This is a genomic window from Flavobacterium sp. ZE23DGlu08 (assembly GCF_030505335.1).
GTDB lineage: Bacteria > Bacteroidota > Bacteroidia > Flavobacteriales > Flavobacteriaceae > Flavobacterium > Flavobacterium algoritolerans.
The window spans coordinates 2,104,648-2,120,929 of sequence record NZ_CP130045.1 but is presented as its reverse complement, the minus strand read 5'-3'; the positions used below and the strand labels follow the sequence as shown (position 1 = coordinate 2,120,929).

16 protein-coding genes are annotated in these 16,282 nt (G+C 35.3%); 12 read left to right on the top strand and 4 right to left on the bottom strand.

Going from position 1 to position 16,282, the window contains the following annotated elements; genetic code table 11:
* Positions 1-227 precede the first annotated feature (227 nt).
* Complete coding sequence (locus Q1W72_RS09200) at positions 228-1,166, top strand: L-threonine 3-dehydrogenase (RefSeq protein WP_302134863.1); 939 nt, start codon at positions 228-230, stop codon at positions 1,164-1,166.
* 72 nt (positions 1,167-1,238) lie between these two features.
* On the opposite strand, the gene Q1W72_RS09195 is transcribed toward Q1W72_RS09200, so the two are convergent.
* The 3 genes from Q1W72_RS09195 to Q1W72_RS09185 form a co-directional block, all read right to left on the bottom strand.
* A complete protein-coding gene (locus tag Q1W72_RS09195; protein ID WP_302134861.1) occupies positions 1,239-3,113 on the bottom strand; it encodes a M1 family metallopeptidase in 1,875 nt (624 codons plus the stop codon).
* A gap of 62 nt (positions 3,114-3,175) precedes the next feature.
* A complete protein-coding gene (locus tag Q1W72_RS09190; RefSeq protein WP_302134859.1) occupies positions 3,176-4,804 on the bottom strand; it encodes a S8 family peptidase in 1,629 nt (542 codons plus the stop codon).
* A gap of 75 nt (positions 4,805-4,879) precedes the next feature.
* Positions 4,880-5,740, bottom strand: coding sequence for an MBL fold metallo-hydrolase (locus tag Q1W72_RS09185; protein WP_099714059.1), 861 nt, complete (start codon positions 5,738-5,740; stop codon positions 4,880-4,882).
* A 168-nt stretch (positions 5,741-5,908) separates the two neighbouring features.
* On the opposite strand from Q1W72_RS09185, the gene Q1W72_RS09180 reads away from it, so the two are divergent.
* The 4 genes from Q1W72_RS09180 to sufD all read left to right on the top strand — a co-directional run bounded on the left by Q1W72_RS09180 (position 5,909) and on the right by sufD (position 9,949).
* The gene (locus Q1W72_RS09180; RefSeq protein WP_099714058.1) at positions 5,909-6,238 is read left to right on the top strand and encodes an iron-sulfur cluster assembly accessory protein; all 330 of its coding nucleotides are present in this window, start codon (positions 5,909-5,911) and stop codon (positions 6,236-6,238) included.
* A 79-nt stretch (positions 6,239-6,317) separates the two neighbouring features.
* On the top strand, positions 6,318-7,766 hold the full coding sequence (sufB, locus tag Q1W72_RS09175) for a Fe-S cluster assembly protein SufB (RefSeq protein WP_099716236.1): 1,449 nt from the start codon (positions 6,318-6,320) through the stop codon (positions 7,764-7,766).
* Positions 7,767-7,798: 32 nt separating this feature from the next.
* Entirely contained in the window at positions 7,799-8,551 is a 753-nt protein-coding gene (gene sufC / locus Q1W72_RS09170) for a Fe-S cluster assembly ATPase SufC (protein WP_099714056.1), read from the top strand.
* Positions 8,552-8,632: 81 nt separating this feature from the next.
* Entirely contained in the window at positions 8,633-9,949 is a 1,317-nt protein-coding gene (gene sufD / locus Q1W72_RS09165; protein WP_121343065.1) for a Fe-S cluster assembly protein SufD, read from the top strand.
* Between the two features lie 92 nt (positions 9,950-10,041).
* On the opposite strand, the gene Q1W72_RS09160 is transcribed toward sufD, so the two are convergent.
* Complete coding sequence (locus Q1W72_RS09160; RefSeq protein ID WP_302134850.1) at positions 10,042-11,388, bottom strand: serine hydrolase; 1,347 nt, start codon at positions 11,386-11,388, stop codon at positions 10,042-10,044.
* Between the two features lie 232 nt (positions 11,389-11,620).
* On the opposite strand from Q1W72_RS09160, the gene Q1W72_RS09155 reads away from it, so the two are divergent.
* The 7 genes from Q1W72_RS09155 to Q1W72_RS09125 all read left to right on the top strand — a co-directional run bounded on the left by Q1W72_RS09155 (position 11,621) and on the right by Q1W72_RS09125 (position 16,137).
* Complete coding sequence (locus Q1W72_RS09155) at positions 11,621-12,835, top strand: aminotransferase class V-fold PLP-dependent enzyme (RefSeq protein WP_302134847.1); 1,215 nt, start codon at positions 11,621-11,623, stop codon at positions 12,833-12,835.
* A gap of 96 nt (positions 12,836-12,931) precedes the next feature.
* Positions 12,932-13,366: a hypothetical protein gene (locus tag Q1W72_RS09150; RefSeq protein ID WP_302134845.1), complete on the top strand. Its 435-nt coding sequence runs from the start codon at positions 12,932-12,934 to the stop codon at positions 13,364-13,366.
* Positions 13,367-13,786 (top strand): SufE family protein, encoded by a 420-nt coding sequence (locus Q1W72_RS09145; protein WP_302134843.1) that lies wholly within the window; start codon positions 13,367-13,369, stop codon positions 13,784-13,786.
* 70 nt (positions 13,787-13,856) lie between these two features.
* Positions 13,857-14,264, top strand: a complete 408-nt coding sequence (locus Q1W72_RS09140) for a GxxExxY protein (protein ID WP_099714050.1) — start codon at positions 13,857-13,859, stop codon at positions 14,262-14,264.
* Between the two features lie 70 nt (positions 14,265-14,334).
* Positions 14,335-14,658 carry an SUF system Fe-S cluster assembly protein gene (locus Q1W72_RS09135; RefSeq protein WP_099714049.1) on the top strand — a complete coding sequence of 108 codons (324 nt, stop codon included), beginning with the start codon at positions 14,335-14,337 and terminating at the stop codon, positions 14,656-14,658.
* Positions 14,659-14,725: 67 nt separating this feature from the next.
* The gene (locus tag Q1W72_RS09130; protein ID WP_099714048.1) at positions 14,726-15,238 is read left to right on the top strand and encodes a DUF2480 family protein; all 513 of its coding nucleotides are present in this window, start codon (positions 14,726-14,728) and stop codon (positions 15,236-15,238) included.
* Between the two features lie 50 nt (positions 15,239-15,288).
* The gene (locus Q1W72_RS09125) at positions 15,289-16,137 is read left to right on the top strand and encodes a DUF3078 domain-containing protein (protein WP_099714047.1); all 849 of its coding nucleotides are present in this window, start codon (positions 15,289-15,291) and stop codon (positions 16,135-16,137) included.
* The last annotated feature ends 145 nt before the right edge of the window (positions 16,138-16,282 follow it).

The following is a 16,282-nucleotide window of genomic DNA, read 5'->3' as shown; positions in this document are numbered from 1 at the left end:
AAAAATTTCCATTAATTAAGCTACAAAGTTACAAAGTAAATTTACAATTACGAATTACCGCATAGGAATAACAATCTAATATTCTTGAAGCAGTTTTTGTGTTTAAAAAGTCATAAATTAAGAAATAAAACTCCTTTTTAAATACTATTTTAAGAAATTCACATTGTTTTTAATCAAAATTATGTTATTTGCGAAAACGTTATCTTTGTTTTTCAAAACAGACAAAAATGAGTACTAAAATATTGATTATTGGAGCTTGCGGACAAATTGGAACGGAGCTTACCCAAAAGCTGCGGCAACTACACGGAACAGAAAACGTAATTGCTTCGGATATCCGAAAGTTAAATATTGATGTTGTCAATTCTGGTCCATTTGAAGTGGTGAACGCTTTAGATTTCAATCAAATTGAACATTTGGTAGAATTACACCAAATTGACGAAGTGTATTTGATGGCGGCATTATTATCGGCTACAGCCGAGAAAAACCCGGCATTTGCTTGGGACTTAAATATGAATTCGTTGTTTCACGTTTTGAATTTGGCGAAAGCCGGAAAAATAAAAAAAATATTCTGGCCTTCGAGTATTGCGGTTTTTGGACCAACAACTCCTAAAGAAAATACGCCACAATATACCATTATGGAACCTTCAACGGTGTACGGAATCAGTAAACAAGCGGGCGAAAGATGGTGCGAATACTACCATAATATCTTTGGTGTAGATGTAAGAAGCATCCGTTATCCGGGTTTAATCAGCTGGTCATCGCCTCCTGGTGGCGGAACTACGGATTATGCAGTAGATATTTTTCACAAAGCACTTTCGGATAAAACATACGAATGCTTTTTATCCTCAGAAACTAAAATGCCGATGATGTATATGGACGATGCCATTGCTGCGACCATTCAAATTATGCAAGCGCCGGTAGAGCAAATAAAAATTCATTCTTCGTATAATCTAGCTGCAATGAGCTTTACGCCAACGGAGATTGCTGCCGAAATCAAGAAACACATTCCTGAATTTACCGTTACTTACAAACCGGATTTCCGTCAAAAAATAGCCGACAGTTGGCCAGCGAGTATTGATGACGCTGAAGCCAGAAAAGACTGGAACTGGAAACATGAATTTGATTTAGCATCGATGACTACAGATATGCTGGAGCATTTGAAATAGTTTCCTTAAAAATAAAACCAAAAAAAAGTCTAGTTCAAGAACTAGACTTTTTTTATGGAGTTTCGATAAATTTTACTTTATCTCATAAGTGTTATTTTCCATTTTTAAATCGGCCATTAACCCACTTGGATCAATCGTTATTTTCTTGATGGAAGCTTTTGATTTCGCAATATTGAATTCAAAAGTTGGGTACGCCCAAGCCCAATCATTCAAAACCGTTCTTTTTACTGTAGGATTTGGATTTTCTTTTTCAAAACTCATCATGCGCAACGGGATGTAGAAACTTTCTGTTGTTCCGTCTGTATATTCCACTGTCAAATCTATCGGCATTGGCATTCTTCCAATTCTTTCTAGAGTAACGGTTGTTTTATCCACATTTTCCTTTACTTCTTTGATACCATAATCAATAGTATTGGTGGTTTCAGTCCAATCCACTAAATACCAATCCAGATTTGCTCCAGAAACTCTTTCGGCAGATCTTTTGATATCATTTGGCGTAGGATGTTTGAATTTGAAATCGCTGTAATATTTTTTCAACGTTTTAAATAGATTTTCTTTACCTATTAAATATATCAATTGTGCTAAGAAAATTTCACCTTTACTGTATGAAGTAACGCTGTAGACTCTGTTTTCATCAAAACGATCCGCATGAGTTCCTTGTGGCAATTCTTTTCCTGAATTTACCATTGCAAAATACCCTTTATATGCTGCTGCAAATGGGTTTTCTACTTTTTTATCGGCAATTTCATTGAGTCCAAAATCTTCCAGGAATGAGGTAAATCCTTCATCCATCCATCCGTGTTTTGATTCATTGGAAGCCAAAATATGCTGGAACCAAGAATGTGCCATTTCATGTGCGGTTACACCAAGCAATCCGTCAAATGTACCTTGACCCAAAATCAACGTACACATGGCATACTCCATTCCACCATCGCCACCTTGAATCACAGAATATTGTTTGTACGGATAATCTCCAACCGTTTTGTTGTAAATTTCCATTAACTGAACCGTTTTTGGCTGTAGGTTTTTCCAGTTTTGAATGTATTTTGGATTGTTTTTATACAAGAAATGTAAATCGACACCATTAGGTGCTTTTACTACATCATGAATGTAATTCTTATCAGCAGCCCAAGTAAAATCATGAACCTTTGGCGCATTAAAATGCCAAGTCAATGTTTTTGTTTTCTTTGGAACAGACACAACAACACCTTGGTCTTGATAACCGTGACCAATTTCGTTTTTATTTTGCAAATAACCGGTACCTCCTAAAACATAATCTTTATCAATAGTAATATTCACGTCAAAATTTCCCCAAACGCCATGAAATTCTCTTGCTATATAAGGATCAGCATGCCAACCTTCAAAATCAAATTCAGCCAGTTTTGGATACCATTGCGCCATTGATAATTCTACGCCTTCGGCATTATTTCTTCCGGAACGACGAATCTGAATGGGAACCTGACCATCAAAATCTAATGTGAATGTAGTTTTTGAATTTGGTAGAATTGGCTTAGCCAAAGTCACTTCAAGGATAGTTCCAATCTCTTTTGCACTAGCAACTGCTCCGTCTTGCTTGAAATTAGAAATTCGCAAGTAACCAATTTCATTTGGTTTCAAATTTTTAATGCGGCTTTCTTTGACTTCTTTATCACCAACTTTTACTTTGGTGACCATTCTGCCGTCTGGATCTTTGATGCTTTGGATTCTGGCATCCATTTCGCTTCCGGGCTGAAAGGCATTATTAAATAGGTGATAATATACTTTTCTCAAAGTATCAGGAGAATTATTGGTGTAAACCAATTCCTGTTTTCCTTTGTATTGGTATGTTTTTACATCCATGGACACATCCATTTTGTAATCGACATGCTGCTGCCAATACGTACCGTTTTGAGCCAAAAGACTTCCAAAACTTAAGGATAAAATAGAAACTAAAAGTAATTTTTTCATGTAGGTTAAAATAAAAATGGAAGGGCAAATTGCCCTTCCAAAAGTAATGAATTCTTAAAATATTATTTAGACATTTTTTCTGCCATCAGTAAAGCGTTGTATGCATTTACTATTTTTCCTGATTTAGACAGAGCAGTAAAAGAACGTGTGTCATTTGCTTTTCCTCCTACAATAACATCCGTTGTAATCGCAACTCCTGAATCCATCAAAATATGCTTCACTTGTTGAGCAGATAATTTTGGATAGTACGAACGAATTAAAGCGGCAACTCCGGCAGCATTTGGCGCAGCCATTGATGTTCCTTGTAAATATTTATAGGTATTGTTTGGAGTTGTAGCGTAGATTTTTACTCCAGGAGCAAAAACGTCAACATTAATTTTTCCAATATTAGAAAAACGAGCCACCACTTTATTTCCGTATTCAAAATTCAATGCACCAATTGTGATTAAATTATCTGCAAACTCTGTTACTTTATCTTCAGAATCGTTAGGGAAATTTTCTGCATAATCAATGTCTTTTGCATCATTCCCTGCTGCATGAACAATCAATACATCTTTTTTCTCAGCATATTTTATCGCATCATAAACCCATTGCCTGTGTGGAGAAAAGCTTTTTCCAAAACTTCCGTTGATTACTTTGGCACCATTATCTACTGCATAACGAATTCCAAGTGCAATATCTTTATCATACTCGTCACCGTCTGGCACTGCACGAACGGTAAGAATCTGAACATTATTAGCAACACCATCACCACCTAATACGTTGTTTCTAGTTTGAGCAACAATTCCGGCAACGTGCGTTCCATGAAGAATTTCGTTCTTGTCTGGTCCCATCACATTATTGTTTCCGTATTTTGTATCAGTGATATCATTTGGATTATCTCCTACTACTTTACGGTAATCTGTTTTCAGATTGTCTCCATTTATAAGTGCAACCTGATCCTCTAGTTGTTTTTGAACAGCAACTTTTAGTTCCGCTATTGGCAATCCATAAGAAAGCATTTGTTGCATAGCTGCTTTGCTCTTTTGTGTTGCCGGTTCTTGCGAAACAATTGCATTTACCTCCTCAATTGTGTAAACTGGTTTACCAAAATGTTTTGCCAAAACAGCATCACTTGCAGCAATAGTCTCTAACATTTGCTCTGAGCGTGTTTTTCCTGCAACTGCATCAGCAATTTTTTTATCATTCAATGCTTTAGCCTCTTGATACGTAGCGCCATCAACTAAGGTTTTATCTTTAATGATTCTTTCATATTCCAGATTCTCTTTGGTACTATCTCCAAGAAAATTCCATCCATGAATATCATCGATATATCCGTTTTTGTCATCGTCAATTCCGTTTCCGGCGATTTCTTTAGTATTGGTCCAAAGTACCGATTTCAAATCTTCGTGTTCGATATCTACACCAGAATCTACAATTCCAACAATAACTGGAACGCCTTTTTTGCCTTTCAATAATTCAGCATAAGCCTTGTCAACACTCATTCCAGGAATAGTATCAGTTACGATATCCAGATGACTCCATCTTTTCAAGTCATTTTCAGCAATTGGTGCCTTTTTTTTAATGTTTAAAGGTGCGCTTATGGCAACTAGATCAGAATTAGTGGTATTTGAAACTTGTTTTGAAGCGCCACATCCTACTAATGCTAAAAGAGCAAAAGCAGAAATGTAAATAGGTTTAATGGTATTCATCGAAAATGTTTTTGTTAATTTTGAAATATTTGTCTAAAATAATTTTTTTTGTTACAAAAGGAGTTATGATTAACACTATGTTAAGATTTGTTCGCAAGTAAAAACTTCTGCCAACCGAACGCCTTTTTCTGTTTTTTGTACGGTTATTATTTCATTATGCGCGTCGTGCTCCAAGAACAAATAATAATTATTATCAGCCGCCGTATTCATGAATTTTTCTTTTTCTGGCATGGTCAATAAAGGTCGTGTGTCATATCCCATCACATACGGAATTGGAATATGTCCGGCTGTTGCCAATAAATCAGCGCAAAAAACGATGGTCTTATCCTTATATTGAATGTGCGGAATCATTTGCTTCTCGGTATGTCCATCTGCAAAGAAGATGCCAAAACCAAGTTCTGATGTTGCCAAAAAATCTCCTTCCGGTTTTTGGATAAAATGCAGCTGCCCACTTTCCTGCATCGGCAAAATATTTTCGGATAGAAAAGATGCTTTTTCTCTGACATTGGGTTTTGTTGCCCATTCCCAGTGATTTTCATTAGACCAGAATTTAGCATTTTTAAACGCCGGTTCATAACCGGTTTTATCAGCGTTCCATTGAACACTTCCGCCGCAATGGTCAAAATGCAAATGCGTCATAAAAACATCGGTGATATCATCACGGTGAAAACCATATTTAGCCAACGATTTATCCATCGAATGTGTTCCCCAAAGCGAATAATAACCAAAAAACTTCTCTGATTGTTTGTTTCCCATTCCGGTATCAATCAAAATCAATCGGTTGCCATCTTCAATCAATAAACAGCGTGCCGCAATATCAATCAGGTTATTTTCATCGGCTGGATTGGTTTTATTCCAAATAGTCTTTGGCACTACGCCAAACATTGCGCCACCATCAAGTTTAAAATTTCCGGTTTCTATAGGGTATAGTTTCATTTTTTTTATTTTTTTCGAGAGGAACCAAAGTTAAGAAATTCAAACGCTTTTACTGGTCGCAAATAGCTTTTTTCTATTTTTGCATTAGTTATAATAATGTTATCAATTATGGAAAAAGCTTTTTATACACTATCTTTGTGCTTAATTTAGACAAAATCAATATAAGCTATGATAAAAGTTTCTGACACAGCAAGAAAAAAAATCATCGATTTAATGAAAGATGATGGTTTTGACGCTGCAATTGACTACGTAAGAGTGGGTGTAAAAAGCGGCGGATGTTCTGGATTGTCTTATGATTTAAAATTTGATAAAACAAAAAGCGACGACGATAAAATTTTTGTAGACAACGATATCACTATCGCTGTTGAGAAAAAATCTTTTCTATACCTAGCCGGAACAATTTTAGAATTTTCAGGAGGAATAAACGGAAAAGGATTTGTTTTCAATAACCCTAACGCAAACAGAACTTGTGGTTGCGGAGAATCATTTTCATTATAGTCGAATGTCGAAAGTCATAAAGTCGAAAGACTTGCAATGACTTTAAAACTTTAGACTTTAAAACTTTAAGACAAAAAATATGTCAAAATACACAGAAGACGACTTAAAAATCGAACTCGAAAATAAAGAATACGAATACGGATTTTACACCGAATTAGAATCAGAAACGTTTCCTATTGGTTTAAATGAAGATATCGTTAGGGCCATATCCCATAAAAAAGGAGAACCACAATGGATGACTGATTGGCGTCTGGAGGCTTTTCGTGCTTGGGAGCAAATGACAGAGCCAGAATGGGCAAATGTGCATTACACCAAACCTGATTTTCAGGCTATTTCCTATTATTCAGCTCCAAAAGCGGTAGATCCTAATAAAACATTGGACGATGTAGATCCTGAACTTTTAGAAATGTATAAAAAGTTAGGTATCTCTGTCGATGAGCAAAAGATGATGAATAATGTAGCGATGGATATCGTTGTTGATTCGGTTTCTGTAGCCACTACTTTCAAGAAAACATTAGGCGAAAAAGGAATTATCTTCATGAGTATTTCTGAAGCCATCAAAGAGCATCCAGAATTAGTTCGTAAATATTTAGGAACGGTTGTACCACAAAAAGATAATTTTTATGCTGCTCTGAATTCGGCAGTTTTCTCTGATGGTTCTTTCTGTTATATTCCAAAAGGTGTTCGTTGCCCAATGGAACTTTCGACATATTTTAGAATCAATCAGGCAGGAACAGGACAATTCGAAAGAACATTATTAGTTGCTGACGAAGGTAGTTATGTTTCTTACCTTGAAGGTTGTACCGCTCCAAGTCGTGATGAAAATCAATTGCACGCTGCTGTAGTGGAACTAATCGCTTTGGACGATGCCGAAATCAAATATTCAACCGTACAAAACTGGTATCCTGGAAACAAAGAAGGAAAAGGTGGGGTTTATAATTTTGTGACCAAAAGAGGAATCTGCGAGAAAAACGCAAAAATTTCTTGGACACAAGTTGAAACCGGTTCAGCGATAACTTGGAAATATCCTTCGGTTATATTAAAAGGAGATAATTCAACAGGAGAATTTTATTCGATTGCGGTTACCAATAATTTCCAACAAGCCGATACAGGAACCAAAATGATCCATTTAGGTAAAAACACTAAATCGACTATTATTTCTAAAGGAATTTCTGCCGGAAGATCACAAAACAGTTATAGAGGTTTGGTACGAATTTCACCAAATGCAGATAACGCCAGAAACTTTTCACAATGTGACTCGTTGTTAATGGGGAACAATTGTGGAGCACATACTTTCCCTTATATCGAAAGTAAAAATCCATCGGCAAAAATTGAACATGAGGCTACGACAAGTAAAATTGGCGAAGACCAAGTTTTCTATTGCAACCAACGTGGAATTCCAACCGAAAAAGCTATTGCTTTAATCGTAAACGGTTTCAGTAAAGATGTATTGAATAAGTTACCAATGGAATTCGCCGTAGAAGCACAAAAATTATTAGAAATTTCGTTAGAAGGTTCAGTAGGATAACCTTTTTAAGACTTTATAAAAACAAGACGTTTATGTTATCAATAAAAAATTTACACGCCTCAATTGGGGATAAAGAAATATTAAAAGGGATTAACCTTGAAGTAAAAGCGGGAGAAATTCACGCGATAATGGGACCAAACGGTGCGGGAAAAAGTACGCTTGCTTCTATCATTGCTGGAAACGAAAACTACGAAGTAACCGAAGGTGAAATCTCTTTAGACGGAGAAGACCTTTCTGAATTGGCACCAGAAGAAAGAGCACACAAAGGTGTTTTTCTTTCGTTCCAATACCCAGTGGAGATTCCAGGAGTTTCAGTAACGAACTTCATGAGAACTGCCATCAACGAAACGCGTAAAGCAAACGGTCAGGAAGAAATGCCTGCAAACGAAATGCTAAAAGTGATTCGTGAGAAATCAGAATTATTAGAAATTGACCGTAAATTTCTTTCTCGTTCTCTAAACGAAGGTTTTTCTGGTGGAGAAAAAAAACGTAACGAAATTTTCCAAATGGCGATGTTGGAACCAAAATTGGCTATTCTTGATGAAACCGATTCTGGACTTGATATTGATGCCTTACGAATTGTTGCAAATGGTGTTAACAAACTAAAAAGTGACAAAAATGCAATCGTAGTGATTACGCACTACCAAAGATTATTAGACTATATCGTCCCTGATTTCGTTCACGTATTATACAACGGAAAAATTGTAAAATCCGGTGGAAAAGAACTAGCGCACGAACTGGAAGAAAAAGGATACGACTGGATTAAACAAGAACAAGAAGCTTAAAAATTTGTTTGAAGTTTAAAGTTTAAAGTTGCCTCGAGATAACTTTAAACATTTAAACCTTAAACTTTAAACAATCAAAAAATGGAATTGAAAGAAAAATTACTATCGTCTTTTATGGCTTTCGAAGAGCGTGTAGATGTTCACTCTGAACTTCATGACGTGAGAACTGCCGCCATAAAAAACTTTGAAGATAAAGGTTTCCCAACCAAAAAAGACGAAGCTTGGAAATACACTTCGCTAAATGCCATCTTAAAAAATGACTTTACCGTTTTTCCAAAACAAGAAAATGCAGTTGAATTCAACCACGTAAAAAAATACTTTTTACACGAAATAGACACCTATAAAGTAGTGTTTATTGATGGTGTTTTCAGTTCGCATTTGTCGTCAACAACACACGAAGGAATTGATGTTTGCTTGATGTCTTCGGCATTGACCAAACCAAAATACAAAATGGTTATTGATACTTATTTTAACCAAATTGCCAATAAAGAAGAAAGTTTGACTTCATTGAATACGGCTTTTGCTATTGAAGGAGCGTATATCAACATTCCGAAAAGTAAAGTAGCGGATAAACCAATTGAGATTATGTATTTCTCAACAGGAAATGAAGCGGCACTTTTGGTTCAACCAAGAAACTTAGTGATTGTGGGTGAAAATTCACATGTTCAAATTATTGAGCGTCATCAAAGTTTAAACGAAAATCCTGTGTTAACGAATTCTGTTACCGAGATTTTTGCTCAAAAACGCGCGATTGTTGATTATTACAAAATTCAAAACGATACGCTTGAAGCGAATCTAATTGATAACACTTATGTTTCCCAGCAAAAAGAAAGTCACGTTTCGGTTCATACCTTCTCTTTTGGAGGAAACTTAACGAGAAACAACTTGAATTTTTATCACTTTGGCGAACGATTGACAAGCACCTTAAACGGAATCACAATTATTGGCGAAAAGCAACACGTAGATCATTATACTTTAGTGAAGCATTCAGCTCCAAATTGCGAAAGTTTCCAAGATTATAAAGGAATCTATGCTGATCGTTCTACAGGAGTTTTCAACGGAAAAGTGTATGTGGAAAAAGACGCTCAAAAAACAAATGCGTTCCAAAAAAGCAATAACATTTTATTGAGCGACAAAGCGACTATAAATGCTAAACCGCAATTGGAAATTTTTGCCGATGACGTAAAATGTTCTCACGGTTGTACTGTTGGACAATTAGACGAAACGGCAATGTTCTACATGCAACAACGCGGAATCCCTAAAAAAGAAGCCAAAGCATTATTGATGTATGCATTCTCGAATGCCGTTATCGAAAACATCAAAATACCGGAACTTAAAAAACGAATTACCACCATCATCGCCACAAAATTAGGTGTGAAATTGGGATTTGATTTATAGTTTTTAAACACTAGGTTCGCAAAGATTTACACAAAGGGCGCAAGGTTTTTACTAAACTTTGCGCCCTTTGTTTTTTTTATTTGTATTTAAATTTATTTTTTTATTGATGATATTATCCCTCTCAACATTCCATTAAAATCAAAATTAGATTCTTCCTTTAAACCCATTCTTACAATCACTAAATCAAGTGACGGAATAATCGCCACCATTTGTCCTTGAAAACCGCTACAATAATACATATCTCTTGGAACATCTGGGAAATGTCCGCCGGCATTGAGCCAAAAGTGTCCGCCATATCTTCCATTGGAAGTATTCGTGGGGGTTGCGGTGTATTTCGCCCAGCTTTCGTTAAAAATTTGTTCTCCGTTCCAATTGCCTTTGTGCAAATACAACAACCCAAATTTTGACCAATCGCGTGTTGTAGCCCAACCGTACGATGAACCTACATAATTTCCCGCCATATCCGTTTCGATTACCATCGAGTTCATTCCTATTTTATCAATCAAAGCCGAATACCAAAAATCTAAATATTCCTGATGCGTTTTGAACTGCTTCCGCAAAATTCCGGAAAGTAAATTTGTCGTTCCAGATGAATAATTCCATCGCGTGTTCGGTCTATGCTCTGCCGGTTTTTCTAATTGCGCGCTGGTCATATCTTCGGCCTGAAAAAGCATTTTGGTAGCATCAGAAATAGTCGCGTAATCCTCCACCCATTGTAAACCGGAATTCATGTGTAGCAAATCGCTTGTTGTAATCAATTTTCGGTTGTCATTTGCCCATTCTGGAATTGGCGCAGGATCATCAATGTCAAATTTTCTTTCTTTCTCCAAAATTCCAAACATGGCGCTAGTGATACTTTTAGTCATAGACCAACCTAATAATTTACTGTTTTTATCGAAACTAGTATCGTATTTTTCAGCAATGATTTTGTCTTTATAAATTACTAAAAGGGAGCGCGTTCTCTTTTTCAATTCTCCTTTTGCATCAAAAGCATTGGCGACAGCCGCATTCAATTTAGTATAATCAACATTAGCAAAAATGCTATCTCTAGGTTCGTTATTTCCATACGGAAAAGGTAAATTGTTATTCAATTTTGTTCTTTTTGGAACCAAATACGGTTTTGTCACATCAAAATCATCGTTGATTAAAGTCGCTCCCAAACCTTCTCGGTAAATTGCTTTTCGTTCCTTCAAACCATAAACCGAAGCAACAGCAAACTTTCCGGCGTCTTCAATTTTGTTTTTGGCCAAATCAATCATGTCGATGTCATTGTCACCTTTCTCAATCATTTCCTGCGAACGATTATCAATAAAATGTCCCGAAGCAATACTTTTGGCTGAAAAGCCAGAAATTAAATCCAGTTTTGGATAAGTGGTGAAACCAAAATAAGAAACACCAATGAAAGAAACGAAACCAAATAATCTGAAAACTTTTTTCATAGAGAATTAATTTGAAGCAATTTAATAAAAAAGAAGCATACATTTTTTGAACTGTTACCACATTGATTATTATTAACAAGTGTTTGCCGAAAATTAATTTCAATTTCATTACTTTTGTATTTAGAAAAATTCTAAATAATGAAGCCCAAACAACAAATTGGGTTATCTAAAAAATGTTACTTATTGGCGTTCTATCTAACCAATAAAAAAACAATAAAAACAGGCAGATTACATGTTAGATATCAATAAAATTAGAGCCGACTTCCCTATTCTTTCCCAGAAAGTAAACGGAAAACCATTGGTTTATTTCGACAACGGGGCTACTTCGCAAAAACCACAAGTGGTGATTGATGCAATTTCAAAATATTATCAGGAAATTAACGCTAATATTCATCGTGGCGTGCACACGTTGAGTCAACTGGCAACTGATGCGTATGAAATTTCCCGCGGTAAACTTCAAAATCACATCAATGCAAAATTTGCTCATGAAGTACTTTTTACTTCGGGAACAACCCATGGAATTAATTTAGTTGCCAATGGATTTGCTTCGATTTTGAAACCAGGCGATGAAGTTTTAGTTTCGGCATTGGAACACCACAGCAATATTGTGCCTTGGCAAATGTTATGCGAGAAAACGGGTGCGACTTTGCGCGTAATTCCTATGAATGAAGATGGTGAATTGATCATGTCAGAATATGACAAATTGCTTTCGAATAAAACGAAGATTGTAACCGTAAATCATATTTCGAATGCTCTTGGGACTGTCAATCCAATTAAATACATGATTGACAAAGCGCATGAAGTTGGTGCGGCGATTTTGATTGACGGAGCGCAAGCCGTACCGCATTTGAAACCAGATGTTCAAGAGCTAGATTGTGATTTTTATGTTTTTTCAGGACATAAAATGTGTGGTCCTACAGGAACTGGGATTTTATACGGAAAAGAAGCGTGGTTGAATAAATTACCGCCTTATCAAGGTGGAGGCGAAATGATTAAGGAAGTGACTTTCGAGAAAACTACTTATGCTGAATTGCCTCATAAATTTGAAGCTGGAACACCAAATATTGCCGGAGGAATTGTTCTGGGAACTGCGGTTGATTATATGAATGAAGTTGGGTTTGAAAACATTCAACAACAGGAAAAAGAATTGTTGGAGCATGCAACTTCACGTTTATTAGAAATTGAGGGTTTGAAAATTTTTGGCACAGCCAAGGAAAAAACTTCTGTAGTTTCGTTTAATATTGAAGGCATTCATCCGTACGATATTGGTACGATAATTGACAAATTAGGAATAGCCGTAAGAACCGGCCACCATTGCACCCAGCCTATCATGACTTTCTTTTGTATTCCGGGAACAATACGAGCATCGTTTGCTTTTTATAATACCAAAGAAGAAATTGATATTATGGTTGAAGCCATTAAAAAAGCGCAACTCATGTTGTCGTAAAAATTTAAAATTATGACATCGCCATGATTCAAAATCGTAAATGGTACTATCGAATGGCGATACCATGTTCCTATAAAAAACAAATATTATCTACATATGAAAATACTATCTTTATTGTTTCTGACCATTTTTCTTGGAAAAGGGTGTAACAGTGCTCAAGCGCAAGAAATCAGCAATGCTGTAATTGAATATGAAGCCAACACCAGAGGTTTTTATCAAAAAATAACGGTGAAGAATCAGATGGTTACTATTTCTAAGGATAGGGATGGAAATGACAAACCGACACCAACAAAAATATCGGATGCCGACTGGAAAGAACTCGTAGACTGTTTTGAAACGATGGAATTGGATAGTTTGTCCAAATTAAAAGCACCTACCGAAAAACGTTTTCATGACGGTGCGGCTATTGCCAATTTGAAAATCACCTTCAAAGACAAAACCTATGAAACGACTAGTTTTGATCATGGTTTTCCACCAAAAGAGATTAAGAAATTCGTAAATAAAATAAATTCATTTGCTAAAAAAAAATAAATGAAAATTAAGGATATACAAGAAGAAATTGTTGATGAGTTTTCTATGTTTGACGACTGGATGGAACGTTATGAATACATCATCGAATTAGGAAAAAAACTTCCTATGATTAAAGAAGAATTCAAAACAGAAAACAATCTGATCAAAGGCTGCCAATCAAAAGTGTGGTTGCAGGGAGAACAAACGGATGACAAAATTGTTTTCACTGCCGATAGTGATGCCATTTTAACCAAAGGAATTATTGCGATATTAATTCGTACTTTTTCCAATCAAAGTGCCAAAGATATTTTGGATGCCGATATGGATTTTATTGATAAAATTGGTCTGAAAGAACATTTATCACCAACGCGTGCCAACGGATTAGTATCGATGATAAAAAATATAAAAATGTATGCTTTGGCGTTCAACGCACAAAATTAATTTATAAACCGAGTTTTTTTAACCATATAAGGCATTTAAGGTCATATAAGCCAGAATAAAACGAAAATTTATGACAAAAACATATCTAAAAGATTTAATTTATCAAGTTAATGGTTGTGCAATAGAAGTACATAAGCATCTTGGTCCTGGTCTTTTAGAAAGTGTTTATCATACTTGTTTGAAAAAAGAATTAACAATTAGAGGTTTTGAATTCCAGACTGAACTTAAAATACCTGTTAATTATAAAGGTTTAGAACTTGAAACAGGATTAAGATGTGACTTATTGGTCGAAGAAAGTTTAGTTGTTGAACTGAAAGCAATAGAAAAAGTTCTCCCCATTCACGAAGCTCAAATTTTAACCTATATGAAACTATTGGAAGTTCCGATAGGGTTAATGCTAAATTTTAATGTAACTCATATTTTTAAAGAGGGACAAAAAACCTATGTCAATGAAAGATATAGATATCTAGAAGATTAAACGAATAACTTAAATGACCTTATATTCCTTATATGGTTCAAAAAAATAATAAAAAATAAATTGTTAAAAAATGACACAAGAAATAGACACCACTGAATTAGGAGAATCAATCGTAAAAATATTAAAGACTATTTACGATCCGGAGATTCCTGTAGATATTTACGAATTAGGATTGATTTATGACGTAATGGTCAATACAGATTACGAAGTAAAAATCTTGATGACACTTACCTCTCCAAACTGCCCCGTTGCAGAAAGTTTACCAAGAGAAGTGGAAGAAAAAGTAAAATCGATTACTAATGTAAAAGATGCTGAAGTAGAAATTACTTTTGATCCGCCTTGGAGCAAAGATTTAATGAGCGAGGAAGCAAAATTAGAATTGGGAATGTTGTAAAATTTGTTTCAGGTTTAAAGTTTAAGGTTAAGCAACTTTAAACTTTAAATCTTTTAAACTTGTTCAAATGGAAGAAATAATAAATAAAGTTGCGAATAGTGTTTTGGAAGTTTTCGATCTCGAAGATTATTATCCAAAAGGAATTCGTACGCAAATCGATATTTCGCAATGGCTTTTGGAAGGTTTTTTATTGAAAGAAAAAGACTTTAGAGAAGAACTGAAAAATCAGGATTGGTCACAATACCAAGATCAGTATGTTGCTATTCATTGCAGCACCGATGCTATTGTTCCGGCTTGGGCTTCTATTCTGGTTGCTATTCAATTAGCGCCATTTGCAAAGAAAATCATCAATGGAACATTAGAAGATTTAGACGCTTCGCTTTACGAAGAATTATTGCCTAAAATTGATTATTCCGTTTATAAAAATAAGCCCATTATCATAAAAGGGTGCTCCAGAAAACCGGTTCCGATGCGGGCTTATGTATTAGCTGCGCATTACTTGCAACCTTTTGCACGAAGTATTATGTATGGCGAAGCATGCTCTGCCGTTCCATTGTACAAAGCGCCTAAAAAGGAGTAATATATTGCATTTATTTTATACTTTAATGGTGGAATTTAAAATATAAAGTCATGAAAAAAATAGCTTTTTCTATCGTATTACTTTTTGCGATAATCTCTATACATGCGCAAGAAACTTCAAAAGACACTACAAAACTTTGGACCAAAAAAGGAAATATCTCCTTACTTTTTAGTCAATCTGCTTACAATAAACAATGGCTGGGCGGAGGGACTTCAAACGTCGCCGGGAATTTTAGCCTTAATTATGATTTCAATTATAAAAAAGGAGATGTGGTCTGGGATAACAAATTCATTCTAGGCTACGGTTTAAGCAAAATAAAAGGAGACGAAAAAACGGCAAAGACGGATGACCGTTTAGAATTGAATTCCCTTTGGGGTAAGAAAGCCAAAGGCGATTGGTACTATTCTGTTTTTTTTAATTTAAAAACACAAATGGATTCTGGTTTTGACAAAAATGGGGTCAGAATTTCTCATTTCTTTTCACCTTCCTATTTTCAATTTGGACCCGGAATGTTATGGAAAAAAAGCAACAACCTAAGCGTTAACTTTTCTCCGGCCACAGCAAAATTAATTTTGGTTGACGATCATTTTACTGAATTTGGCCCTTCTTTTGGAGTCTTGCAAGGCGATACTTCCAGATTTGAATTTGGTGCCAGTATTCAGGGATATTACAAATTAAATATCATGACAAATGTATCTGTAGAAAACCGATTGAATTTATATTCTAATTATTTAGATAATCCACAGAATATAGATGTCGATTATCAAATGAATGTAATCATGAAAATCAATAAATACTTGTCGGCAAATGTAGCGGTACAAGCCATTTATGATGACAATTCCGTAAAAGCTGTTCAGGTGAGAGAAGTATTTGGTTTAGGCGTTACTTACGGTTTCTAGAAAACACATTTTCAATCACTTTATACTGACAATCAGATACTTGTAAAAAATATTTATCAGCAAAAATCATAAACGCACTATCTTTTTTAGTACATTTATTCTCCTATTTAACCTACTAAGACATAATGGTAAGCATTTTAAACTA